At 53.9% G+C, this 24,123-nt stretch carries 29 protein-coding genes; 13 read left to right on the top strand and 16 right to left on the bottom strand.

Annotated features, from left to right (window positions below):
- Positions 1–63: 63 nt before the first annotated feature.
- The 4 genes from glmM to rlmE all read right to left on the bottom strand — a co-directional run bounded on the left by glmM (position 64) and on the right by rlmE (position 5,002).
- Positions 64–1,401, bottom strand: a complete 1,338-nt coding sequence (gene glmM / locus IAE27_RS07635) for a phosphoglucosamine mutase (RefSeq protein WP_004106105.1) — start codon at positions 1,399–1,401, stop codon at positions 64–66.
- Positions 1,394–2,242, bottom strand: coding sequence for a dihydropteroate synthase (folP, locus tag IAE27_RS07630; RefSeq protein WP_004106106.1), 849 nt, complete (start codon positions 2,240–2,242; stop codon positions 1,394–1,396). The genes glmM and folP overlap by 8 nt, the downstream gene beginning before the upstream one ends.
- A 96-nt stretch (positions 2,243–2,338) precedes the next feature.
- On the bottom strand, positions 2,339–4,273 hold the full coding sequence (gene ftsH, locus IAE27_RS07625; protein WP_004854549.1) for an ATP-dependent zinc metalloprotease FtsH: 1,935 nt from the start codon (positions 4,271–4,273) through the stop codon (positions 2,339–2,341).
- A 99-nt stretch (positions 4,274–4,372) separates the two neighbouring features.
- Positions 4,373–5,002: a 23S rRNA (uridine(2552)-2'-O)-methyltransferase RlmE gene (rlmE, locus tag IAE27_RS07620; RefSeq protein WP_004106110.1), complete on the bottom strand. Its 630-nt coding sequence runs from the start codon at positions 5,000–5,002 to the stop codon at positions 4,373–4,375.
- 124 nt (positions 5,003–5,126) lie between these two features.
- On the opposite strand from rlmE, the gene yhbY reads away from it, so the two are divergent.
- A complete protein-coding gene (gene yhbY, locus IAE27_RS07615; protein ID WP_200092210.1) occupies positions 5,127–5,420 on the top strand; it encodes a ribosome assembly RNA-binding protein YhbY in 294 nt (97 codons plus the stop codon).
- 152 nt (positions 5,421–5,572) lie between these two features.
- Here the strand turns inward: yhbY and greA are convergent, their stop codons facing one another.
- Complete coding sequence (gene greA / locus IAE27_RS07610; RefSeq protein ID WP_004106115.1) at positions 5,573–6,049, bottom strand: transcription elongation factor GreA; 477 nt, start codon at positions 6,047–6,049, stop codon at positions 5,573–5,575.
- 234 nt (positions 6,050–6,283) lie between these two features.
- On the opposite strand from greA, the gene dacB reads away from it, so the two are divergent.
- The gene (dacB, locus tag IAE27_RS07605; protein ID WP_004106117.1) at positions 6,284–7,717 is read left to right on the top strand and encodes a serine-type D-Ala-D-Ala carboxypeptidase; all 1,434 of its coding nucleotides are present in this window, start codon (positions 6,284–6,286) and stop codon (positions 7,715–7,717) included.
- 44 nt (positions 7,718–7,761) lie between these two features.
- Here dacB and cgtA read toward each other — a convergent pair whose 3' ends face one another.
- The 4 genes from cgtA to rplU all read right to left on the bottom strand — a co-directional run bounded on the left by cgtA (position 7,762) and on the right by rplU (position 10,599).
- Positions 7,762–8,934, bottom strand: coding sequence for an Obg family GTPase CgtA (cgtA, locus tag IAE27_RS07600; protein ID WP_004106119.1), 1,173 nt, complete (start codon positions 8,932–8,934; stop codon positions 7,762–7,764).
- A 15-nt stretch (positions 8,935–8,949) separates the two neighbouring features.
- A complete protein-coding gene (locus IAE27_RS07595) occupies positions 8,950–9,915 on the bottom strand; it encodes a DMT family transporter (protein ID WP_200092191.1) in 966 nt (321 codons plus the stop codon).
- A gap of 95 nt (positions 9,916–10,010) precedes the next feature.
- A complete protein-coding gene (gene rpmA, locus IAE27_RS07590) occupies positions 10,011–10,268 on the bottom strand; it encodes a 50S ribosomal protein L27 (protein ID WP_003861831.1) in 258 nt (85 codons plus the stop codon).
- Between the two features lie 19 nt (positions 10,269–10,287).
- The gene (gene rplU, locus IAE27_RS07585; RefSeq protein ID WP_004106123.1) at positions 10,288–10,599 is read right to left on the bottom strand and encodes a 50S ribosomal protein L21; all 312 of its coding nucleotides are present in this window, start codon (positions 10,597–10,599) and stop codon (positions 10,288–10,290) included.
- Between the two features lie 260 nt (positions 10,600–10,859).
- Here rplU and ispB point away from each other — a divergent pair, with 260 nt between their 5' ends.
- Both ispB and sfsB read left to right on the top strand, forming a co-directional pair.
- On the top strand, positions 10,860–11,831 hold the full coding sequence (gene ispB / locus IAE27_RS07580; RefSeq protein WP_004106125.1) for an octaprenyl diphosphate synthase: 972 nt from the start codon (positions 10,860–10,862) through the stop codon (positions 11,829–11,831).
- A gap of 196 nt (positions 11,832–12,027) precedes the next feature.
- Complete coding sequence (sfsB, locus tag IAE27_RS07575) at positions 12,028–12,300, top strand: DNA-binding transcriptional regulator SfsB (protein WP_004106127.1); 273 nt, start codon at positions 12,028–12,030, stop codon at positions 12,298–12,300.
- A gap of 56 nt (positions 12,301–12,356) precedes the next feature.
- Here sfsB and murA read toward each other — a convergent pair whose 3' ends face one another.
- The 7 genes from murA to mlaF all read right to left on the bottom strand — a co-directional run bounded on the left by murA (position 12,357) and on the right by mlaF (position 17,163).
- On the bottom strand, positions 12,357–13,616 hold the full coding sequence (gene murA / locus IAE27_RS07570) for a UDP-N-acetylglucosamine 1-carboxyvinyltransferase (protein ID WP_004106129.1): 1,260 nt from the start codon (positions 13,614–13,616) through the stop codon (positions 12,357–12,359).
- 54 nt (positions 13,617–13,670) lie between these two features.
- Positions 13,671–13,925: a BolA family iron metabolism protein IbaG gene (ibaG, locus tag IAE27_RS07565; RefSeq protein WP_004106141.1), complete on the bottom strand. Its 255-nt coding sequence runs from the start codon at positions 13,923–13,925 to the stop codon at positions 13,671–13,673.
- Positions 13,926–14,060: 135 nt separating this feature from the next.
- Entirely contained in the window at positions 14,061–14,351 is a 291-nt protein-coding gene (gene mlaB, locus IAE27_RS07560) for a lipid asymmetry maintenance protein MlaB (protein WP_064397213.1), read from the bottom strand.
- Positions 14,351–14,986 (bottom strand): phospholipid-binding protein MlaC, encoded by a 636-nt coding sequence (mlaC, locus tag IAE27_RS07555; RefSeq protein WP_004106146.1) that lies wholly within the window; start codon positions 14,984–14,986, stop codon positions 14,351–14,353. Before mlaC ends, mlaB begins: the two co-directional genes overlap by 1 nt.
- A gap of 18 nt (positions 14,987–15,004) precedes the next feature.
- Positions 15,005–15,556: an outer membrane lipid asymmetry maintenance protein MlaD gene (gene mlaD / locus IAE27_RS07550; RefSeq protein ID WP_004106149.1), complete on the bottom strand. Its 552-nt coding sequence runs from the start codon at positions 15,554–15,556 to the stop codon at positions 15,005–15,007.
- 4 nt (positions 15,557–15,560) lie between these two features.
- A complete protein-coding gene (gene mlaE, locus IAE27_RS07545; RefSeq protein ID WP_004106151.1) occupies positions 15,561–16,343 on the bottom strand; it encodes a lipid asymmetry maintenance ABC transporter permease subunit MlaE in 783 nt (260 codons plus the stop codon).
- 7 nt (positions 16,344–16,350) lie between these two features.
- Positions 16,351–17,163, bottom strand: a complete 813-nt coding sequence (mlaF, locus tag IAE27_RS07540; RefSeq protein WP_004106152.1) for a phospholipid ABC transporter ATP-binding protein MlaF — start codon at positions 17,161–17,163, stop codon at positions 16,351–16,353.
- A 209-nt stretch (positions 17,164–17,372) separates the two neighbouring features.
- Between mlaF and IAE27_RS07535 the strand changes: the two genes are divergently transcribed.
- From IAE27_RS07535 to ptsN, 9 genes are all read left to right on the top strand, one after another.
- Entirely contained in the window at positions 17,373–18,350 is a 978-nt protein-coding gene (locus IAE27_RS07535; protein ID WP_004106154.1) for a calcium/sodium antiporter, read from the top strand.
- Positions 18,347–19,351 carry an arabinose-5-phosphate isomerase KdsD gene (gene kdsD, locus IAE27_RS07530; protein WP_004115845.1) on the top strand — a complete coding sequence of 335 codons (1,005 nt, stop codon included), beginning with the start codon at positions 18,347–18,349 and terminating at the stop codon, positions 19,349–19,351. The genes IAE27_RS07535 and kdsD overlap by 4 nt, the downstream gene beginning before the upstream one ends.
- A gap of 14 nt (positions 19,352–19,365) precedes the next feature.
- Complete coding sequence (gene kdsC / locus IAE27_RS07525; RefSeq protein WP_064343893.1) at positions 19,366–19,932, top strand: 3-deoxy-manno-octulosonate-8-phosphatase KdsC; 567 nt, start codon at positions 19,366–19,368, stop codon at positions 19,930–19,932.
- Positions 19,929–20,504, top strand: coding sequence for an LPS export ABC transporter periplasmic protein LptC (lptC, locus tag IAE27_RS07520; RefSeq protein ID WP_004106160.1), 576 nt, complete (start codon positions 19,929–19,931; stop codon positions 20,502–20,504). The genes kdsC and lptC overlap by 4 nt, the downstream gene beginning before the upstream one ends.
- Positions 20,473–21,018, top strand: coding sequence for a lipopolysaccharide ABC transporter substrate-binding protein LptA (gene lptA, locus IAE27_RS07515; protein ID WP_004106163.1), 546 nt, complete (start codon positions 20,473–20,475; stop codon positions 21,016–21,018). Before lptC ends, lptA begins: the two co-directional genes overlap by 32 nt.
- Before the next feature lie 6 nt (positions 21,019–21,024).
- Positions 21,025–21,750, top strand: coding sequence for an LPS export ABC transporter ATP-binding protein (gene lptB, locus IAE27_RS07510; protein WP_004106165.1), 726 nt, complete (start codon positions 21,025–21,027; stop codon positions 21,748–21,750).
- A 47-nt stretch (positions 21,751–21,797) separates the two neighbouring features.
- Positions 21,798–23,231, top strand: coding sequence for an RNA polymerase factor sigma-54 (gene rpoN / locus IAE27_RS07505; RefSeq protein ID WP_004106166.1), 1,434 nt, complete (start codon positions 21,798–21,800; stop codon positions 23,229–23,231).
- 22 nt (positions 23,232–23,253) lie between these two features.
- Positions 23,254–23,541, top strand: a complete 288-nt coding sequence (gene hpf, locus IAE27_RS07500) for a ribosome hibernation promoting factor (protein WP_004106167.1) — start codon at positions 23,254–23,256, stop codon at positions 23,539–23,541.
- Between the two features lie 66 nt (positions 23,542–23,607).
- A complete protein-coding gene (gene ptsN, locus IAE27_RS07495) occupies positions 23,608–24,096 on the top strand; it encodes a PTS IIA-like nitrogen regulatory protein PtsN (RefSeq protein ID WP_004106168.1) in 489 nt (162 codons plus the stop codon).
- Positions 24,097–24,123 lie beyond the last annotated feature (27 nt).

Below are 24,123 nucleotides of genomic sequence, written 5' to 3'. Positions count from 1 at the left end.
AGCGATTTTTTGTCGATTAAAAAGGCGGCAAGCGTCGCCTTTTTAATTACTTAGCCAGACAAATTACACGCTTTTTACGGCATCAGCGATACGATGGGCGAACTCGTGCACCTTTTCTTCATGCTCGCCTTCCACCATAACGCGAATCAGCGGCTCGGTGCCTGATTTACGCAGCAGTACGCGGCCACGATTGCCCAGCTCGGCCTCCACTTCTGCCGTGACCGCTTTTACATGTTCATGTTCCAGCGGGTTACCGCTACCTTCGGTAAAGCGGACATTAACCAGCAGCTGCGGGAACATTTTCATTCCGCTACACAGATCGTGCAGGCTCATATGGTTACGCACCATCGCCGCCACCACCTGCAGGCTGGCGACAATCCCATCCCCCGTGGTGGTTTTGTCCAGCAGGATCACATGGCCGGAGTTTTCGGCACCGATGCGCCAGCCTTTCTCCTGCAGTTTTTCAAGCACATAACGGTCACCTACCTTCGCGCGAACGAAAGGAATACCCAGCTGTTTGAGCGCCAGTTCAAGCCCCATGTTGCTCATGAGCGTCCCGACGGCGCCGCCACGCAGTTGCCCCTGGCGCAGACCCTCGCGAGCTATGATGTAGAGGATCTGATCACCGTCGACTTTATTGCCTTCATGGTCCACCATTATGACCCGATCGCCATCGCCATCGTAGGCAATACCCAGGTCGGCTTTTTCCTCCAGCACGCGCGCCTGCAGAGCACGAACATCCGTCGCTCCGACTTCTTCATTGATGTTGAGTCCATCAGGCTCACAGCCCATGGCGATCACCTGAGCGCCCAGCTCGCGGAAAACACTCGGGGCGATATGGTAAGTCGCGCCGTGAGCGCAATCGACCACCACTTTCAAGGAGTTGAGGCTCAGCTCGTTCGGAAAGGTGCCTTTGCAAAACTCGATATAGCGACCAGCCGCGTCGACGATACGGCTGGCTTTGCCCAGCTCGGCGGAATCAACGCAGGTCAGCTCTTTTTCCATTTCGGCTTCAATGGCTTCTTCAACTTCATCCGGGAGCTTAGTCCCTTCGATAGAGAAGAATTTAATGCCGTTATCATAGAACGGATTATGCGAAGCGGAGATCACAATTCCGGCCTCCGCGCGGAAGGTTCGCGTCAGATAGGCAATTGCCGGCGTTGGCATTGGGCCGGTAAAAGAAGCCGATAACCCTGCGGCAGCCAGGCCAGCCTCCAGCGCGGACTCCAGCATATAGCCTGAAATACGGGTATCTTTACCGATAATAATCTTGCGCGAACCGTGGCGCGCCAGCACCTTTCCAGCCGCCCAGCCCAGCTTTAAGACAAATTCTGGCGTTATTGGCGCATCGCCTACGCGGCCACGGATACCATCAGTACCAAAATATTTGCGGTTACTCATAACGTTTATTTTCCTTAGCGGCCAGGGTAGCTTCCACCACACGCAGCGCTTCTACCGTTTCTTTGACATCATGGACGCGAATAATCTGCGCGCCCTGCATTGCAGCAATGACTGCGCAAGCCAGGCTGCCATTCAGGCGTTCTTTCGGCCCGACATTAAGCAACTGGCCTACCATCGACTTACGCGACATACCGACCAGTAGCGGAAGACCGAAATGATGGAACTCGCTGAGTCGGGCAAGCAGTTCATAATTATGGGAAAGATTTTTACCGAAACCGAATCCCGGGTCGAGCAGCAATTTATCTTTTGCGATACCGGCCCGCTCGCAGCGCACAATATGTTCGACAAAAAAGCGTTCAACGTCAGCAAAGACATCCGCGTATTTAGGGGCATCCTGCATGGTCTTGGGCTGGCCCTGCATATGCATCAGGCACACCGGCAAGCCGGTTTCCGCCGCAGCCTCCAGCGCTCCCGGCTCGGTTAACGAACGGATATCATTGATGATATGCGCCCCCACGCGCGCTGATTCACGAATCACCTCCGGTTTAGAGGTATCAACGGAGATCCACACTTCGAAGCGCTGGGCAATGGCTTCTACCGTCGGAATGACTCGAGCGAGCTCTTCCTCAACGCTGACATCTGCGGCCCCCGGGCGCGTCGATTCCCCACCGATATCAATAATAGTCGCTCCGGCATTAATCATCAGATTGGCATGTTTAACGGCTTCTACCAGCGTATTGTGAGTCCCGCCGTCAGAGAACGAATCCGGGGTGACGTTAAGAATTCCCATTACATGGGGGTGGGAGAGATCGAGGGTTGAACCCTGGGCTTCAAGTTTCATCGCTATGTCCCTGAGTCAGAGAAAGATTGAAAAAGAAAAACCCCGGAGCAAACGCCCTGGGGTTTTAAAAGTACAACAGCATCAATGACGGCTAACTTATTTGTCGCCCAGCTGTTCTGACATGGTATTACCCGGGTTTGGCGTACGCGGTTCATCAACCGGACGCGGCGCACGAGGCGTGCCGTTATTGTCAGAATTGTTGGACGAACCCGGTTCTTCCCAGCCAGCTGGCGGGCGAACATCGCGGCGAGCCATCAGGTCATCAATCTGCGGAGCATCGATGGTCTCATATTTCATGAGCGCATCTTTCATCGCGTGCAGGATGTCCATGTTATCGTTCAGAAGCTGGCGTGCACGATTGTAGTTACGCTCAATCAGTGACTTCACTTCCTGGTCGATGATACGAGCCGTTTCATCGGACATATGTTTCGCTTTCGCGACGCTGCGGCCAAGGAAAACTTCGCCTTCTTCTTCGGCATACAGCAGCGGGCCGAGTTTGTCAGAGAAGCCCCACTGGGTCACCATGTTACGCGCCAGGTTAGTCGCGACTTTAATGTCGTTAGACGCACCGGTAGAAACATGCTCTACGCCGTAGATAATTTCTTCAGCCAGACGACCGCCGTACAGGGTCGAAATCTGACTTTCCAGCTTCTGACGGCTGGCGCTGATAGCGTCGCCTTCAGGCAGGAAGAAGGTAACACCGAGCGCACGACCGCGCGGAATAATCGTCACTTTGTGCACCGGATCGTGTTCCGGCACAAGGCGACCGATAATCGCATGACCCGCTTCGTGGTACGCGGTGGACTCTTTCTGTGCTTCCGTCATCACCATGGAGCGACGTTCCGCACCCATCATGATTTTGTCTTTCGCTTTCTCGAACTCAACCATCGAGACCACGCGCTTGTTGCCACGAGCGGCAAACAGCGCAGCTTCGTTTACCAGGTTCGCGAGGTCAGCACCGGAGAAGCCTGGCGTACCGCGGGCAATAATTGCCGCATCGATATCCGGCGCCAGCGGTACGCGACGCATATGCACTTTCAGGATCTGTTCACGACCGCGAACATCCGGCAGACCAACAACAACCTGACGGTCGAAGCGGCCCGGACGCAGCAGCGCAGGGTCAAGAACGTCCGGACGGTTGGTTGCCGCGATAACGATGATACCTTCGTTACCCTCAAAACCATCCATCTCAACCAGCATCTGGTTCAACGTCTGCTCACGTTCATCGTGACCGCCGCCTAATCCCGCGCCACGCTGGCGGCCTACGGCGTCGATTTCATCGATAAAGATGATGCACGGTGCCGCTTTCTTGGCCTGTTCGAACATGTCGCGCACGCGAGATGCGCCAACGCCCACGAACATTTCAACGAAGTCAGAACCTGAAATTGTAAAGAATGGAACCTTCGCTTCGCCTGCAATGGCCTTGGCCAGCAGGGTTTTACCGGTACCCGGAGGGCCGACCATCAGGACGCCTTTCGGGATCTTGCCGCCCAGCTTCTGGAAACGGCTCGGTTCACGCAGGTATTCAACCAGTTCACCGACTTCTTCTTTCGCTTCGTCACAACCGGCGACGTCGGCAAAAGTGGTTTTGATCTGGTCTTCCGTCAGCATGCGCGCCTTGCTCTTACCGAACGACATGGCGCCTTTGCCACCGCCGCCCTGCATCTGACGCATGAAGAAGATCCAAACGCCGATAAGAAGCAGCATCGGGAACCAGGAAATGAAGATAGAAGCCAGCAGGCTTGGCTCTTCCGGCGGTTCGCCAACCACTTTGACGTTTTTCGTCAACAGGTTATCAAGCAGCTTCGGATCGTTAACCGGAATGTAAGTCGTGTAACGGTTACTATCTTTCTTGGTAACGTTGATCTCACGTCCGTTGATACGCGCTTCGCGAACCTGGTCCTGATTGACCTCTTGCAGGAAGGTTGAATAATCTACCTTTCGGCCATTCGACTCGCTGGGCCCAAAGCTCTGGAAAACTGACATCAGCACAACGGCAATGACCAGCCAGAGTATTAGGTTTTTCGCCATGTCACTCAAGGGATTAACCTCTTATTACAACTGTGTTAAAAACAGCGTCAGGATACTCTATATCCCGCGTCTTTCAAACTTTCGTTTGAAATCTGCCGGTTATGGTTTACGCCCGGTCGCTACAATATACACTTCACGCGAACGGGCGCGAGAAGAGTCCGGCTTACGAACTTTGACCTTCGTAAACAGGGAGCGAATCTCTCTTAGATACTCATCGAAGCCTTCGCCCTGGAACACCTTCACTACAAAACTACCACCTGGCGCTAATACATCTCGAGCCATTCCAAGCGCCAGCTCCACCAGATACATGGCCCGGGGAATATCCACCGCCGGTGTTCCACACATATTTGGCGCCATATCGGACATGACAACTTGTACTTTACTGTCACCTACACGCTCAAGTAACGCTTTCAGGACTAATTCATCACGAAAGTCACCCTGAAGGAAGTCCACACCAACGATTGGATCCATAGGTAAAAGATCGCAAGCAATGATGCGGCCGCTGTTACCGATCTGCGTAACCGCGTATTGCGACCAGCCACCGGGTGCAGCGCCGAGGTCAACTATCGTCATCCCCGGTTTAAAAATCTTGTCACTTTGCTGTATTTCATCAAGTTTAAACCAGGCTCGGGAACGTAACCCCTTTTTCTGTGCCTGCTGAACATATTTATCGCTAAAGTGTTCCTGAAGCCAACGACTTGAGCTGGCAGAACGCTTTTTACCTGTCATTTAACATTCCCATTTCGGGTTCATCGTACTTCGCGACGTAAAAATCGACGCGGTAGTTTGGCGATATATGGGAGATGGCGGTAGAATGAACCGTTTTCAATCCCAACGTAAGCAAAAAAATACGATGAATCTGAGTACTAAACAAAAACAGCACCTGAAAGGTCTGGCACATCCGCTCAAGCCGGTAGTTATGCTTGGCAACAATGGTTTGACCGAAGGGGTACTGGCCGAGATTGAACAAGCGTTAGAGCACCATGAACTTATCAAGGTGAAGATCGCCTCGGAAGATCGCGAAACTAAAACCTTGATCGTGGAAGCTATCGTGCGCGAAACCGGCGCCTGTAATGTACAGGTCATCGGTAAAACGCTGGTTCTGTACCGCCCGACTAAAGAGCGTAAAATCTCGCTGCCACTCTAAGAATATCCTGGTTATCGACACAACTTTGTGTAAATCGAGGGTTTTCTGCGGGTAGACGAGCAAAATGCCATGCTCCGGACGTTGATAAAAGGCCGCTACGCGGCCTTTTTCCTTTCTTTACAATCCATCAACATCGTAGCGTTAAATTCGGATTAAAGGTACTCAACCTTGATAATTTCGAATTCAACTTCGCCGCCCGGTGTACGGATGACGACAACATCATCCTGTTCTTTACCGATTAAACCACGCGCAATCGGTGAGTTTACAGAGATCAGATTTTGCTTAAAATCGGCCTCGTCATCGCCGACGATACGATAAGTTTGCTCTTCATCGGTATCAAGATTCAGAACGCTGACTGTGGAACCAAAAATCACTCGGCCATTGTTAGGCATTTTGGTGATATCGATGACCTGCGCGTTAGACAGCTTCGCCTCGATATCCTTGATGCGTCCTTCACAGAAACCCTGCTGTTCGCGGGCAGCGTGATACTCAGCATTTTCTTTCAGATCGCCGTGCTCGCGCGCCTCAGCGATAGCCGCGATGATTTCAGGACGACGTACGGACTTCAGGAAATCCAGTTCTTCGCGCAGTTTTTCAGCGCCACGTAAGGTCATCGGAATAGCTTGCATTTGTTATACCTCTTTATCGATCCTTCATGGAGCAGACGCCGCTGCTCCGCAGCCGGTCAAGTCTTGAGCATGGCCGGAGCAAAAGAAAACCGACCCGGAAAGCGATCCCCAGGCCAGCAGCAATTTTCAATTTGATACGTATTTTAACCCGAAGTTCATTATGGGTCATCGTTTACTTTACAGGGCGTTGCACCGTAGTATGACGGACTGGTTTCAGGTTGTTAGCGCGAGATTATGCGATTTCCCAGATTTATCATCGGATTGACTGCCGGTATAGCGATTAGCGCTCATGCGGCGAATATTGACGAGTACATCAATCAGCTTCCTGCGGGCGCAAACCTTGCCTTTATGGCGCAGAAGGTAGGCTCCCCGACGCCGGAGATAGACTACCATAGCCAGCAGATGGCGCTACCCGCCAGCACCCAAAAAGTGATCACCGCGCTGGCCGCGCTGCTGCAGCTGGGTCCGGATTTCCGCTTCACCACGACGCTGGAAACGAAAGGCAGCCTCAGCGGTGGCATCCTGAAAGGAGACCTGATTGCGCGCTTTGGCGGCGACCCTACCCTCAAGCGCCAGGATATTCGTAATATGGTTGCCACGCTGAAGAAAGCAGGCGTCCAGCGAATTGAAGGCAATGTTCTGATCGATACCTCCATTTTCGCCAGTCATGATAAAGCGCCAGGCTGGCCATGGAACGATATGACGCAGTGCTTTAGCGCACCTCCGGCGGCGGCGATTGTCGATCGAAACTGTTTCTCCATCTCGCTTTATAGCGCGCAAAAGCCGGGCGATTTGGCGTTTATCCGCGTGGCGTCTTACTACCCGGTGACCATGTTCAGCCAGGTGCGCACCCTCGCTCGCGGCTCTTCTGAAGCACAGTACTGTGAGCTGGACGTGGTTCCCGGCGATCTCAACCGTTACACCCTGACCGGCTGTCTACCGCAGCGCAGCGAGCCGCTGCCGCTGGCTTTTGCCATTCAGGATGGCGCCAGCTATGCCGGCGCGATTCTGAAAGCGGAGCTGACCGACGCCGATATCACCTGGAGCGGTACGCTGCTGCGTCAGACCCTGGCAAACGAGCCGGGTACCGTACTGGCGAGTACGCAATCTGCGCCGCTGCACGATTTGCTGCGTATAATGCTGAAAAAATCGGACAACATGATCGCCGATACGGTGTTTCGCACCATTGGCCATGCTCGCTTCGGCGTGCCGGGAACCTGGCGAGCCGGATCCGATGCCGTACGGCAGATCCTGCGTCAGCAGGCCGGTGTCGATCTCGGGAATACAATCATTGCCGATGGCTCAGGCCTGTCGCGCCATAACCTGATCGCGCCAGCGACGATGATGCAGGTGCTACAGTACATCGCCCAGCATGATAACGCGCTCAACTTTATCTCGATGCTGCCCCTGGCTGGCCACGATGGCTCTCTGCAATACCGCGCGGGTCTGCATCAGGCAGGCGTTGACGGCAAAGTTTCGGCGAAAACGGGCTCACTGCAGGGGGTGTATAACCTGGCTGGATTCATTACCACGGCCAGCGGGCAGAAGATGGCGTTCGTGCAGTATTTATCAGGCTACGCCGTGCCTCCGGCCGACCAGCGTAACCGACGTATTCCGCTGGTGCGCTTCGAAAGCCGCTTGTATAAAGACCTGTATCAGAATAATTAAGCAAAAGGGCCGCATCTTCTGCGGCCCTTTTAGTTTACCCGGAATTAACGTTTATAGATGAATTCGACACCTTCTTCGTCGTCTTCGTCCCAATCGTCATCCCAGTCTTCATCATCTTCCACTTCAGCTTCTTCAAGCTGCTGACGGTGGTAGTCATCCCACATAAACTCGACTTTTTCTGCGGGCTTCGCTTCTTCCGCATGCACTATCGGGTTTTCGATGATAAAGGTCATGACATCCCAGCACAGGTCTTTTACGCCCTGCTGGCTGGCGGCGGAAATCAGATAGAACTTATCTTCCCAGCCCAGCGCTTGCGCGATGGCTTTCGCTTTCTCTTCCGCCTCAGCTTTATCCATCAGGTCAATCTTGTTAAAGACCAGCCAGCGCGGCTTAGAAGCCAGTTTCTCACTGTATTTTTCCAGCTCGCCGATGATGATCCGCGCGTTCTCAACCGGATCGGAACCGTCAATCGGCTCGATATCGATGAGATGCAGCAGTACGCGGCAGCGCTCCAGGTGCTTCAGGAAGCGAATGCCGAGGCCTGCGCCTTCAGCTGCGCCTTCAATCAGCCCTGGGATGTCGGCCACCACGAAGCTCTTCTCGTTGTCCATACGCACCACGCCGAGGCTCGGTACCAGCGTAGTGAACGGGTAGTCAGCAACTTTAGGCTTCGCCGCGGAAACGGCGCGAATGAAGGTCGATTTACCCGCATTAGGCATCCCCAGCATTCCGACATCCGCCAGCAGCATCAGCTCCAGCTGCAGATCGCGCTTATCGCCCGGCGTCCCCATCGTCTTTTGACGCGGAGTACGGTTAACGGACGATTTGAAACGGGTGTTGCCGAGACCGTGCCAGCCGCCTTTGGCGACCATCAGGCGCTGACCATGTTTGGTCATATCACCCATCGTCTCGCCGGTGCCCTGGTCAATCACGCGGGTCCCTACCGGCACTTTCACCGTCACGTCTTTACCGCGTTTGCCGGTACAATCGCGGCTCTGGCCGTTCTGCCCGCGTTCGGCGCGGAAAGACTTCTCAAAACGGTAGTCGATCAGGGTATTCAGGTTTTCGTCCGCCTCGAGCCAGACATCACCACCGTCGCCGCCGTCGCCGCCGTCGGGGCCGCCTTTCGGGATATATTTTTCGCGGCGGAAGCTAACGCAACCATTGCCGCCATCACCTGCTACGACCAGGATCGTTGCTTCATCAACAAACTTCATTTTACTCTCCGTAAATCATTCGCCTGAGCGGGGGAGCGGCACAACCGCTTCTCGCTTACGCCACCGTCCCCAAAGACGGTGGCCGACGGCGGAATACATCGCGCCCGCAACCACGACAAACGCACCGAGATAACCCATCAGGTTCAACAGCGGTCTGGCGAAAACGTCGGGCCAGGCCAGTGATAATAAATCTGAAAATAGCAGCGTAAATAACGGCGTTAAGGTAATCAACGCGCTCACCTGCGCCGCCTGCCAGCGCGCCATGGCTTCCGCCAGCGCACCGTAGCCCACCAGGGTATTGAGCCCGCAAAAAACCAGACAGGCCAGCTGCCAGTCGCTTAATGCCAGCACCTGTGAAGGCGTTGCTAATGGCAATAGCGATATCGTACATAAAGTGTACAGAAAAAAAAGGATTTGCTGCGATGCCAGACGGCGCAATAACACCTTTTGCGCGACGCCGTAGCTCACCCACACCGTCGCGGCGCCTACGCCGAAAATTACCCCCCATGTGTAGTCCGTCAGGCGGGTAAAAATCTCAATCAGGCTGGTGTTAAAAAACATCACCAGACCGCTCACCAGCATTAGCGCTCCCGCAACCTGGGTGCCGCGCATTTTCTCTTTAAGGATAAAAACGCTGGCCACCATCATGCCGACCGGGGACAGCTGGCCAATCACCTGAGAAGCGGTGGGGCTGAGATATTGCAAGGAAGAACTAAACAGAATGAAGTTACCGAACAAACCACCCGTCGCAATGACCAGCAGTATCAACCAGCGCGGCTTGCGAAAAATACGCAGCGGAGGCAGTTTTCTTTTCATGGCCAGAATGGCGCCGAGACCAATACTTGCCATTAAAAAGCGGTAAAACACCACCGTCGGCGGTTCCATCACTTCAAGAACCTGCTTCATTGCGATCGGCAAAGCGCCCCAACACATCGCCGTGGTGAGCGCTAAAATAATGCCGATGCCGGCCTGCTGCTTCATGCCCGTTTTCCCTGCAGAAAATTTTCCGGGTTTTCAATGTAAAAAGCCCCGCAACACGTTGCGGGGCTTTAATCCGTTACCGGACCACGAAAAACTTACTCAGCAACGATGCTGATGTATTTACGGTTGTTCGGGCCTTTAACTTCGAATTTCACTTTACCGTCTGCTTTAGCAAACAGAGTGTGGTCACGACCGCAACCTACGTTAGTGCCAGCGTGGAATTTGGTACCACGTTGACGAACGATGATGCTACCCGCCAGAACGGATTCGCCACCGAAACGCTTAACGCCCAGGCGTTTAGCTTCTGAATCGCGACCGTTACGAGTTGAGCCGCCAGCCTTTTTATGTGCCATTTAAATCTCTCCTCAGGTCTTAGGCGCTGATGCCAGTAATTTTCACATCAGTGAACCACTGACGATGGCCCTGCTGCTTACGGTAGTGTTTACGACGACGAAACTTAACGATTTTAACTTTCTCGCCACGACCGTGTGCAACAACTTCAGCTTTAATTACGCCGCCCTCAACGAAAGGAACGCCGATTTTAATTTCTTCACCGTTTGCGATCATCAGCACTTCAGCGAACTCAACAGCTTCGCCAGTTGCGATGTCCAGCTTTTCCAGGCGAATGGTTTGACCTTCGCTTACTCGGTGTTGTTTACCACCACTTTGGAAAACCGCGTACATATAGAACTCCGCTTCCGCGCACCTCTTCGTATGATTCAGAGTGCGCTATAAATATTCACAATAGGGCGCGAATATTACGCAAAACGCGAGCCTTTGACAAGAGCGATCAGCGATCAACGCAGAAAAAAAACACAACTTTCACTCCAGCGTTTATCTGCGGCAATTTTTCAGTACAATCACATCTTCTTTTAATTCTGTCTTAATCCTTCTGTGATCCTATTCGGATACGCGATAACAGGACATTTGGCCCGGCTTTTGCGATGAATTTAGAAAAAATCAATGAGTTAACCGCGCAGGATATGGCGGGCGTCAATGCGACAATTCTTGAGCAACTCGACTCTGATGTTCAGCTTATCAATCAGTTAGGCTATTACATTGTTAGCGGAGGCGGTAAACGCATTCGTCCGATGATCGCCGTACTGGCCGCGCGTGCCGTTGGATATCAGGGCAACGCTCATGTCGCCATTGCCGCGCTGATCGAATTTATCCACACCGCCACCCTGCTGCATGATGATGTCGTCGATGAGTCTGATATGCGCCGCGGAAAAGCCACAGCAAACGCCGCTTTTGGTAATGCCGCTAGCGTGCTGGTTGGTGATTTCATCTACACCCGCGCTTTTCAGATGATGACCAGCCTTGGCTCGCTGAGAGTTCTGGAAGTGATGTCGGAAGCCGTTAACGTTATCGCTGAAGGCGAAGTGCTGCAGTTGATGAACGTCAACGATCCGGACATTACCGAAGAAAACTACATGCGGGTTATTTACAGCAAGACTGCCCGTCTGTTTGAAGCCGCAGCCCAGTGCTCCGGTATTCTGGCCGACTGTACCGCGGAACAAGAAAAAGCGTTACAGGATTACGGACGCTATCTGGGGACCGCTTTCCAGCTGATCGATGATTTGCTGGACTACAGTTCAGACGGCGAGCGACTCGGTAAAAACGTCGGTGACGATCTGAATGAAGGCAAACCTACCCTTCCGCTGCTGCACGCGATGCGGCACGGCAACGCCGAACAATCCGCCATGATCCGCGGAGCGATTGAACAGGGTAACGGTCGTCATCTTCTTGAAGCCGTGCTGGAAACCATGGCCACCTGTGGTTCGCTTGAATGGACCCAAAAACGCGCGGAGGAAGAAGCTGATAAAGCTATTGCCGCGCTTCAGGTCCTTCCCGATTCTCCATGGCGGGAAGCGCTAATTGGCCTCGCCCACATCGCTGTACAGCGCGATCATTAATTCCCGTCTTCCTTTCCCGCGTCAATCGCGGGAAAGTTCCAATAAAATCCTGTAAACTCAAAAGCTGCTTTATTTCTTGATATATTCCTAATATCCCATCCATTAAAAGAACTTGTTAGAACATTACTGGAACTCAAGGTATAGTCATTTTGTCGCCCATTAAGGACGAACGGAATGTTTAATACCAGGAGAATTTATGGATAAGTTCATCGACTGGCATCCGGCGGATATTATTGCCGGATTACGCAAAAAAGGGACGTCGCTGGCAGCTGAATCGCGGCGTAATGGTTTAAGTTCTTCAACGCTTGCCAACGCGTTGACTCGTCCCTGGCCCAAAGGCGAGCTGATTATTGCGAATGCGCTGGAAACCGATCCGTGGGTGATATGGCCATCGCGCTATCACGATCCCCATACCCATCAGTTTATCGACAGAACGCAGATGATGCGTCAGAGGAAGAATAACAAGTAAAGCGAGGTTGCAGAAAACAGCCCCCGGACCAACGTCAGAGGGCTGCTGCTACAGGCTTATTCGCCTTTGACGCGTTCGATATTCGCGCCCAGCGCCTGCAGTTTGTCTTCGATACGCTCGTAGCCGCGGTCAATGTGGTAAATACGATCGACAATCGTCGTACCTTCCGCGATACAGCCCGCCAGTACCAGGCTGGCTGACGCGCGCAGATCCGTCGCCATTACCTGAGCGCCAGAAAGCTGCTGCACGCCGTGGCAAATCGCCGTGTTGCTTTCGATTTCCGCATGCGCACCCATACGGATCAGTTCCGGAATATGCATAAAACGGTTTTCGAAGATCGTCTCGGTGATCACCCCTGTTCCCTCAGCAACCAGATTCAGTAATGTGAACTGGGCCTGCATGTCGGTCGGGAAGCCCGGGTGCGGGGCAGTACGCACGTTGACAGCCTTCGGCCGGTTGCCATGCATGTCGAGGCTAATCCAGTCCTCACCCGTTTCGATATCCGCGCCGGCATCACGTAGCTTCGCCAGAACCGCATCCAGGGTATCGGGCTGAGCATTGCGGCACAGAATCTTACCGCCAGAAATCGCCGCTGCCACCAGGAACGTCCCGGTTTCAATACGATCCGGCAGAACGCGGTACACGCCGCCACCGAGGCGCGCTACGCCTTCGATGGTGATACGATCGGTACCCTGACCTTTGATTTTCGCGCCCAGCGTATTAAGGAAGTTTGCGGTATCAACGATTTCCGGCTCACGCGCGGCGTTTTCGATAACGGTCGTGCCTTCCGCCAGCGTCGCTGCGCTCATGATGGTCACGGTTGCGCCAACGCTGACCTTGTCCATCACGATATGCGCGCCTTTCAGACGGCCGTTGACCGACGCCTTAACATACCCTTCTTCCAGTTTGATTTCCGCGCCCAGCTGCTCAAGGCCGGTAATGTGTAAATCAACGGGGCGCGCGCCGATAGCGCAGCCGCCAGGCAGTGAAACCTGACCCTGACCAAAGCGGGCCACCAGCGGCCCCAGCGCCCAAATAGACGCGCGCATAGTTTTAACGAGATCATACGGAGCACAGAAAACGTCGACCGGGCCGGCATCAATCCAGACGGAGCCGTTGCGCTTAACGTTCGCGCCCAGCTGGCTCAGCAGTTTCATGGTGGTATCGATGTCTTTCAGCTTCGGTACGTTTTGGATCTCAATCGGCTCTTCGGCTAATAGCGCGGAAAAGAGGATTGGCAGGGCGGCGTTTTTCGCGCCGGAAATGGTGACCTCGCCCTGAAGGCGAGTTGGCCCCTGAACACGGAATTTATCCATTGATTCTGTTCTCTGTTAAGAATTCACATACGCTGCGGGGAACATCCCCACAGCTTATAAGCCATTAAGTTTGCGGTCTCGCGCCCACTCCTGCGGAGTAAACGCTTTAATCGACAGAGCATGGATGCGGTTATCGGCAATATATTCCATCAGCGGGGCGTAGATAGCCTGTTGCTTCTTAACCCGGCTCATGCCGTCGAACATCTCACCCACAGCAATAACCTGAAAGTGGCTGCCATCGCCAGAGACGTGGACTTCCTGAAGGGAGAGTGCGTTCATCAGCACGGTCTGAATTTCATGATTTTCCATGGGCTACATTTATCTGATAGTGAAAACAGCCCAACATCTTAGAGGAAAGTGGCGCTGTCTTAAACAAGCAAAAAGCCCCATCGAAAAGTTTGATGGGGCTTTCAGAATAGCTTCAGCAGTAAGGCACTGAAAAATTTATGGGATCATATCAGCAGGAAGGTTATATAACCTGACCAGGGTTTGCAGATTTTCACTCTTACCGATCAATTTCGCTTCCCGACCCTGCCGACGAATCAGCGCGATAAAATGCACCAATAGCGCCAGTCCGGCGGTGTCCACGCGGGATACTGCGCTCAGGTCAATTGCCGACACGCCATCCGTCGCCTGAGCGCGTGCATCCCACAGCGGGACCAGGAGATCCTGATCCAGCTCTCCGCGCAGCGCCAGCGTCTCACCATCGCGAGCCCAGCTCAGCTGCCCGGTCATTATTTTTTCTGTTCCAGGGTAATCGGCTGCGCGGAGCTTGCCTTCAGCTGCGCCGTCAGACCATCAACGCCTTTGGTGCGCAGCAGGTCGCTCCACTCATTTTGTTTAGTGGTGATCATGCTCACCCCTTCCGCAATCATGTCGTACGCCTGCCAGTTGCCGGTCTGGGTATTTTTACGCCACTGGAAATCCAGGCGCACCGGCGGACGACCATTCGGGTCAAGGATCGTGACGCGGATAGGGATAATAGTCGCATCGCCCAGAGGCTGCTCCGGCGCTATCTGGTAGGTCTGACCGTGGTACATCGCCAGCGCCTGGCCGTAGGCCTGCTTCAGATATTCACGGAAGGCGGCAAAATAGGCTTCACGCTGCGCCGGGGTCGCTTCTTTGTAATAACGCCCCAGCACCAGCGCACCGGCGTATTTTACCTGAACGTACGGCAGCAATTCCTGATCGACGATTTCGCGCAGGTAGTTCGGGTTAGCCTGAATCTTCGGCTGCTCGTTTTTCAGGCGGTCGAAGGTTTTCTGCGCCGCTTCGTTCATCAGCTTATACGGATTGGACTGGTCCGCGGCGGTAGCCGCAGTCAATGGGGCAATCACCAGCATGGCGACCATTAGTAAGCGTTTAAACATGTCTTCTCTCTCCTGAAATTAATGCGTCGTGCCGGCAGGCGGCGTAGCGTCAGTATGACTCTCTCCAGCAGCCTGTTCATCGCCAGAATTCTTATTGTCACTACCTTTACTGTTGTAGAGGAACTGGCCTATCAAATCTTCCAGCACCATGGCGGATTTGGTGTCCTGAATGGTGCCGCCATCTTTAAGGATAGCCGTTCCCAGCTCAGGGTCTTCAAACCCGATGTTCATCGCCAGGTACTGTTCGCCCAGCAGACCGGAAGTTCTGATCGCCAGCGAGCTGGTATCGGGGATATGGTTATAGCGCTCATCAATATCGAGAGCCACGCGAGGCAGGTAGGTTTTAGGATCGAGGGTGATATCCGCCACGCGTCCTACGACCACGCCGCCAATTCGCACCGGTGAGCGCGCTTTCAGACCGCCGATATTGTCAAAAGTGGCATAGAGCCGGTAGGTCGGTTCAGTACGTATAGAGGTCACGTTTGCCGCCTTCAGGCAGACAAACAGCGCCGCCAGCAGCGCAACCAGTAAGAATACCCCAACCCAGATTTCATTTTTTCTCGTTTGCATGAACTCAATTCCCAAACATCAGCGCAGTCAGCACAAAATCCAGCCCCAGAACCGCCAGCGACGCATGTACTACCGTACGCGTCGTCGCCCGGCTAATCCCGGCGGAAGTGGGGATAGCGTCATAACCGTTAAATAACGCGATCCATGTTACCGTAATGGCGAAAACCAGACTCTTAATCAGGCAGTTGACCAGATCCATCCGCCAGTCGACGGCATTTTGCATCGCTGTCCAGAAGAAGCCGGCATCAATGCCCTTCCAGTTAACCCCAACCAGCGAACCGCCCCATACACCGACCGCCACAAAAATAATGGTTAGCAACGGCAGTGAAATCACCCCAGCCCAGAAACGCGGTGAAATCACGCGGCGAAGCGGGTCGACCGCCATCATCTCCATACTGGAGAGCTGTTCAGTGGCGCGCATCAGACCAATTTCGGCCGTCAATGCCGAACCGGCACGTCCGGCAAACAGCAGCGCGGCAACAACCGGCCCCAGTTCACGCAGCAGCGACAGCGCCACCAGCATGCCGAGGCTGGTTTCAGCGCTATAGGTGGTTAACACCAGATAGCCCTGCAGACCCAGCACCATACCGATGAACAACCCCGATACAATAATGATCAGCATCGACAGCACGCCAACGTTATACAGCTGGCGTACCAGCAGCGGCGCATGCTTGCGAAACTCAGGCTTGCCCACAACTGCGTTGAAGAGCATCAATCCAGCACGCCCGAACGTCGCGATAGTTTTAATACCGCGATGTCCGAGCGCGGCTAGCGCATTTAACAACATGAGTCGCTTAACTCCCTTTGCCCAATAAATCATGATGATAATCACCCGCCGGATAGCGGAACGGCACCGGGCCGTCAGCGATACCATCAATGAACTGACGAACGCGAGGATCGGCATTTTCACGCAGCGACTGCGCGCTCCCATGCGCCACGACTTTTTTGTCCGCCACAATATACGCAAAGTCCGCAATGCTGAGCACTTCCGGCACATCATGCGAAACTACGATACAGGTGACACCCAGGGTGCTGTTGAGTTCAGAAATCAATTTCACCAGTACCCCCATCGTAATGGGGTCCTGTCCGACAAAGGGCTCATCGAACATGATGAGATCAGGTTCCAGCGCAATCGCCCTCGCCAGCGCAGCACGGCGCGCCATCCCCCCCGAAAGTTCGGAAGGCATCAGCTTAGCGGCTCCGCGAAGGCCGACGGCTTCCAGCTTCATCATTACCGTGCTGTGCAGCAGCGCTTCCGGCAGACGAGTATGCTCGCGCAGCGGATAGGCGACGTTATCAAACACGTTCATGTCGGTGAACAGCGCGCCGGATTGAAACAGCATGCTCATACGCTTGCGCACGGTGTACAGGCGCGAGCGCGACATCTGCGGTACGTTTTCACCATCAAACAGGATCTCGCCCTTGTCCGGCGGGATCTGGCCGCCGATCAGGCGTAACAGGGTGGTTTTGCCGATCCCTGATGGCCCCATAATCGCGGTGATCTTTCCGCGGGGTACCGATAGCGAGATATCATCGAAGATCACGCGATCGCCCCGCGAGAAGCGAATACCGCGCACTTCGACTAGATTCGCCAAACTCTGGCTCATAAAATCATCCTTACTAGACACCCTTCGGGCTAAGCATGGCGCTTTCTTTCACCACAAACCCAACATTTTTACAGAATCTTACCTGCCCAGGTTAGCGAAAGCTGGCATTTGTTTTACTTTTGGCACACATAAAGTCAAAATTAAGAATTCGTTACGCTGCCTACGGACGGCCAGCGAGGCGACGATTATACCTGAATAAAGGACTTTAGATGCTCTTAGCGACGGCTCTGTTAATTATTGGTTTATTGCTGGTTGTCTACAGCGCCGATCGTCTGGTCTACGCCGCTTCAATACTCTGCCGTATGCTGGGGATCCCTCCCCTGATTATTGGCATGACGGTGGTAAGCATCGGAACCAGCTTACCGGAAACGATCGTTTCCGCCGCCGCTTCTCTGCATGGGCAAACCGATTTGGCGATCGGAACGGCTCTCGGATCGAATATCACCAACATCCTGCTGATCCTCGGCCTCACGGCTCTGTTTCAACCTTTTACCGTGCATTCTGATATCCTGCGCCGCGAATTGCCGTTAATGTTGCTGGTCAGTTTACTGGCGGGATTCGTACTGTACGACGGGCAGCTCACGCGGATAGACGGCCTTTTTTTGCTGGCGCTGGCCATATTATGGCTGCTGTTTACCATTAAAATCGCCCGCCTGGCAGAGCGTCAGGGGAACGACAGCCTGACCCGCGAACAGCTGGCGGAGCTGCCGCGGGAGGGTTCGCTTCCCGTCGCGCTGCTCTGGTTGGGCGTTGCGATGATAGTGATGCCGATGGCCACGCGAATGGTCGTTGATAACGCCACGGTTCTGGCGAACTTTTTTGCCATCAGCGAACTGACCGTCGGCTTAACGGTCGTCGCGATAGGCACCAGCCTGCCCGAGCTGGCTACCGCCATTGCCGGAGCGCGCAAAGGCGAGAACGATATCGCCATCGGCAATATCATTGGCGCTAATATTCTGAATATTGTACTGGTCCTCGGGCTCCCCGCGCTGATTGCGCCGGGTACCTTTGCCGCCGAGGCCTTTACCCGCGACTATGGCGTTATGCTGCTGGTCAGCCTGATCTTCGCTGCGCTGTGCTGGCGCCGTAAGCAGCAGCCAGGTCGCCTTGCCGGCGCCCTGCTGGTTGGCGGTTTTATGCTTTGGTTAGCGATGCTGTACTGGACAGCGCCGCTCTTCGTTGAATGATTCGGGATAACATTATGTCGCAAACAGATTTGCCAGCGGATTTTGACTTTCAACGGGCAGGCCGTGAGGTTCTGGAAATTGAACGTGAAGGTCTGGCCCAGCTCGATCAATATATTAATGAAGATTTTACCCGTGCCTGTGAGACCATCTTCCGCTGTAACGGTAAAGTTGTGGTGATGGGGATGGGCAAATCCGGCCATATCGGGCGAAAAATGGCGGCGACGTTTGCCAGCACTGGTACTTCATCTTTCTTCGTTCACCCCGGAGAGGCCGCGCACGGCGATTTGGGTATGGTCACCCCCTGCGATGTGGTGATTGCGCTGTCCAACTCCGGAGAATCAAACGAAATCCTCGCCCTGATCCCGGTGCTTAAGCGCCAGCAGGTGTCGCTGATTTGTATCACCAGCCGACCGGACAGCAGCATGGCGCGCGCGGCGGATATTCATCTGTGCGTAAAGGTGCCCAAAGAGGCTTGCCCGTTAGGGCTGGCTCCGACATCCAGCACCACCGCCGCGCTGGTCATGGGCGATGCGCTTGCCGTAGCGCTGCTGGAAGCCCGCGGTTTTACCGCAGAGGATTTTGCGCTATCGCATCCCGGCGGCGCGCTGGGCCGTAAGCTACTGCTGCGGGTCAATGATATCATGCACACCGGTGATGAAATTCCGCACGTGAGCCTGGAGGCTACGCTGCGCGATGCGCTGCTGGAAATCACGCGCAAAAATTTAGGCATGACTGCCATTTGCGATGATGAGATGAATATCATCGGCATCTTCACCGATGGCGATCTGCGCCGCGTATTTGATACCGGTATTGATATGCGTAACGCCAGCATTGCCGAGGTGATGACGCGAGGCGGTATCCGTATCCGTCCCGGCACTCTGGCCGTCGATGCGCTCAACCTGATGCAGTCCCGTCATATCACCTGCGTGCTGGTTGCCGATGGCGACCGCCTGGTAGGTGTGATACATATGCACGATCTCCTGCGCGCGGGCGTAGTGTAAGTAAGGAAAAAATAATGAATAATGCTGATGCCCTGATCGCGACCTGCTATGGGCCAGTGAGCCAGGACTTTATTGACCGGGCGGCAAAAATCCGTTTACTCATACTTGATGTGGACGGCGTTCTGTCCGACGGCCTTATCTACATGGGCAATAACGGTGAAGAGCTGAAAGCGTTTAACGTGCGCGATGGCTACGGCATCCGCTGCGCCCTGACTTCAGATATTGAAGTGGCGATAATTACCGGGCGAAAAGCTAAACTGGTGGAAGATCGCTGCCAAACGCTGGGCATCAGGCATCTGTACCAGGGACAGTCCGATAAGCTGCTGGCGTTCCATGAACTATTGAATAAGCTGGCCGTTGATGCTGATGAAGTCGCCTACATTGGCGACGATCTGATTGACTGGCCGGTGATGGCTAAAGTGGGTTTAAGTGTAGCGGTAGCCGATGCGCATCCGTTGCTGCTCCCGCGCGCGGATTACGTCACGCGTATTAACGGCGGTCGCGGAGCGGTACGGGAAGTATGCGATTTGCTACTATTGGCGCAGGGCAAGCTGGATGAGGCCAAAGGGCAATCTATATGAGTAAAACCAGACGTTGGGTTATCATTTTACTGTCGCTGGTCGCGCTGATTCTGATCGGCCTGAACCTGGCGAGTACGGACGATACGACCCAGCAAGCGATCAATCCTGATGACCCAACGTATACCAGCGAACATACCGATACCGTCGTGTATAGTCCCGAGGGGGCGCTTAACTACCGGCTCATCGCTGAACACGTGGAGTACTTCTCCGCGCAGCAGCTGTCGTGGTTTGCCAAACCGGTGATGACCACCTTTGATACGAATAAAGCACCAACCTGGTCTATCAAAGCGGATAAAGCTAAGTTGACCAATGATCGCATGCTGTATCTTTACGGGCACGTTGAAGTCGATGCGCTGTCGGCTGACTCTCAACTGCGCAAAATTACGACGGATAACGCCCAGATAAACCTGGTGACGCAGGATGTTACCTCCGATGACATGGTGACGTTGTACGGAACAACATTTAATTCCAGCGGCCTGAAAATGCGCGGGAACCTGCGCAGCAAAAATGCCGAGCTGATTGAAAAGGTTAGAACCTCATATGAAATTCAGAACAAACAAACTCAGCCTTAAGATTGCGCTCGCCAGCGCCTTACTGGCGGCCAGCCTGTCGGCTCAGGCAAAGACGGGTGATACCGATCAGCCGATTCACATTGAATCCGATCAGCAGTCGCTGGATATGCAGGGCAACGTCGTGACCTTTACGGGGAATGTTGTCGTCACTCAGGGAACCATCAAAATCAATGCCGACAAAGTCGTTGTGACCCGTCCTGGCGGCGAAAAAGGTAAAGAGGTTATCGATGGCTACGGTAACCCTGCCACCTTCTACCAGATGCAGGACAACGGCAAGCCGGTGAAAGGCCGCGCGTCGAAAATGCATTATGAACTGCAAAATGACTTTGTCGTCCTGACCGGCAATGCGCATCTGGAGCAGGTCGATAGCAATATCCAGGGTGACAAAATCACTTACCTGGTGAAAGAACAAAAAATGCAGGCTTTCAGCAATAAAGGCGGGCGCGTGACCACGGTTCTGGTTCCTTCGCAGCTGCAGGACAAAAGTGGCGATCAGTCAAAGAAAGGTAAGTAATTCGTTATGGCAACATTAACTGCAAAGAACCTTGCTAAAGCCTATAAAGGCCGCCGCGTCGTGGAAGATGTCAGTCTGACCGTGAACTCGGGCGAAATTGTAGGCCTGCTCGGCCCAAACGGCGCCGGTAAAACGACCACCTTCTATATGGTCGTTGGCATCGTACCGCGCGACGCAGGGAATATTATCATCGATGACGAAGATATTAGCCTGCTGCCGCTGCACGCGCGCGCGCGTCGCGGAATCGGCTATCTCCCTCAGGAAGCCTCTATTTTTCGCCGCCTGAGCGTATACGATAACCTGATGGCGGTATTGCAGATTCGCGACGACCTGAGCACCGAACAGCGTGAAGATCGCGCGAAAGAGCTCATGGAAGAGTTTCACATTGAGCACCTGCGCGACAGTCTCGGTCAGGCGCTCTCCGGTGGTGAACGCCGCCGCGTTGAAATCGCCCGCGCGCTGGCCGCTAATCCGAAATTCATCCTGCTTGATGAACCCTTCGCCGGCGTTGACCCCATTTCCGTTATCGACATCAAACGTATTATTGAACACCTGCGCGACAGCGGCCTCGGCGTGTTGATTACCGACCATAACGTCAGGGAAACGCTGGCCGTTTGCGAACGCGCTTATATCGTCAGCCAGGGCCACCTGATTGCTCACGGTACGCCACAGCAAATCCTTGAAGACGAGCAGGTTAAGCGCGTGTATCTTGGGGAAGACTTCAGACTCTGATAGGGTAGAGGTTCCAGACGTTTTAGCCGGAGATATTGGCCCTGAATATGAAGCAAGGTTTGCAATTAAGGCTAAGCCAACAGCTTGCCATGACGCCACAGCTGCAGCAGGCGATTCGTTTACTGCAGTTGTCTACGTTAGAACTCCAGCAAGAACTCCAGCAGGCGCTGGACAGCAACCCGTTGCTGGAGCAAACCGATCTTCACGATGAGGTAGAAACCAAAGAGGCCGAGGATCGCGAATCTCTGGATACCGTCGATGCCCTTGAGCAGAAAGAGATGCCCGACGAGCTGCCGCTTGATGCCAGCTGGGATGAGATCTATACCGCGGGAACGCCCTCAGGCAACGGCGTCGATTATCAGGATGATGAACTGCCCGTCTATCAGGGCGAGACCACGCAAAGCCTGCAGGATTACCTGATGTGGCAGGTTGAACTCACGCCATTTACCGATACCGATCGCGCCATTGCGACCTCAATCGTCGATGCCGTTGATGACACGGGGTACCTGACTATTCCTGTCGAAGAGATCGTTGAAAGTATTGGCGATGATGAAATCGGACTTGAAGAAGTTGAAGCGGTGCTCAAGCGCATCCAGCGTTTCGACCCCGTCGGCGTGGCGGCGAAAGACTTGCGCGATTGCCTGCTGGTTCAGCTTTCACAGTTTGCCAAAGAGACGCCGTGGATTGATGAAGCTCGCCTGATCATCAGCGATCATCTCGATCTGCTGGCCAACCATGACTTCCGTACTCTGATGCGCGTTACCCGCCTGAAAGAAGAGGTGTTAAAGGAAGCGGTGAATCTGATCCAATCGCTGGATCCGCGCCCGGGCCAGTCGATTCAAACTGGCGAGCCGGAATATGTCATCCCTGACGTGCTGGTGCGTAAGGTTCACGATCGTTGGGTTGTCGAACTCAATTCAGATAGCCTTCCCCGCCTGAAGATCAATCAGCACTATGCGGCAATGGGCAACAGCGCGCGGAATGATGCTGACGGCCAGTTTATCCGCAGCAATCTCCAGGAAGCCCGCTGGCTTATCAAGAGCCTGGAGAGCCGCAACGACACCCTGCTGCGCGTCAGCCGCTGCATCGTCGAACAGCAGCAGGCCTTTTTTGAACAAGGTGAAGAGTTTATGAAGCCGATGGTGCTGGCGGATATCGCTCAGGCCGTCGAAATGCATGAATCCACTATTTCACGCGTTACCACGCAAAAATACCTGCACAGTCCACGCGGTATTTTTGAGCTGAAGTATTTCTTCTCCAGCCATGTGAACACCGAAGGCGGCGGCGAAGCATCGTCGACGGCCATTCGCGCGCTGGTGAAGAAATTAATCGCCGCGGAAAACCCCGCGAAACCATTGAGTGACAGTAAGCTCACCACCATGCTGTCCGATCAAGGTATTATGGTGGCGCGGCGAACCGTTGCTAAGTACCGAGAGTCTTTATCCATCCCGCCGTCGAATCAGCGCAAGCAGCTGGTTTGACCCAACCGATAAGGAAGACACTATGCAGCTCAACATTACAGGACACAACGTCGAAATAACTCCCGCCATGCGCGATTTCGTGACGGCGAAGTTCAGCAAACTGGAGCAGTTTTTCGACAGGATCAATCAGGTCTATATTGTGTTAAAAGTGGAGAAGGTGACGCAAATTGCGGACGCCAATCTGCATGTCAACGGTGGCGAAATCCATGCCAGTGCGGAAGGGCAGGATATGTATGCTGCTATCGATGGCCTTATCGATAAGCTGGCAAGACAGTTAACAAAACATAAAGATAAACTGAAACAACACTAATTGTCCGGGCAATAGCCTACGCCAACCGCCTGCAGGCGGTTGGCCAGGGTGAGCTCAGGTGAAATTATGATAAATAACGATTCGGCTCTACAACTGAGCAATGTCCTTAACCAGGAATGTACCCGTAGCCAGGTTCACTGCCAGAGCAAAAAGCGCGCGCTGGAAATCATCAGCGAGCTGGCGGCAAAGCAGTTAGGCTTAGCGCCCCAGGTGGTGTTCGAGGCGATTCTCACCCGTGAGAAAATGGGCAGTACCGGGATTGGTAACGGCATTGCGATCCCCCACGGTAAACTCGAAGAGGATACGCTGCGGGCCGTGGGCGTTTTTGTTCAACTGGAAACCCCAATTGCCTTTGATGCTATCGACAATCAACCTGTCGATCTGCTGTTTGCCCTTCTCGTCCCGGCCGATCAAACTAAAACGCATCTGCATACGCTCTCGCTGGTGGCGAAGCGCCTGGCAGATAAAACTATTTGCCGCCGTCTGCGCGCTGCACAAAGTGATGAAGAGCTCTATGAAATCATCACTGAAGCGGGAAGCAACAATGAGGCATAACGGAAGTCGCACCTTACTCTTTTTCGT

Origin of the sequence: Klebsiella sp. S69 (genome assembly GCF_016516145.1) — a bacterium.
In the GTDB taxonomy this organism is placed as follows: Bacteria; Pseudomonadota; Gammaproteobacteria; order Enterobacterales; family Enterobacteriaceae; genus Klebsiella; species Klebsiella oxytoca.
The sequence above is the reverse complement of the archived record's forward strand: the minus strand, read 5'-3'. Positions and strand labels throughout refer to the sequence as shown.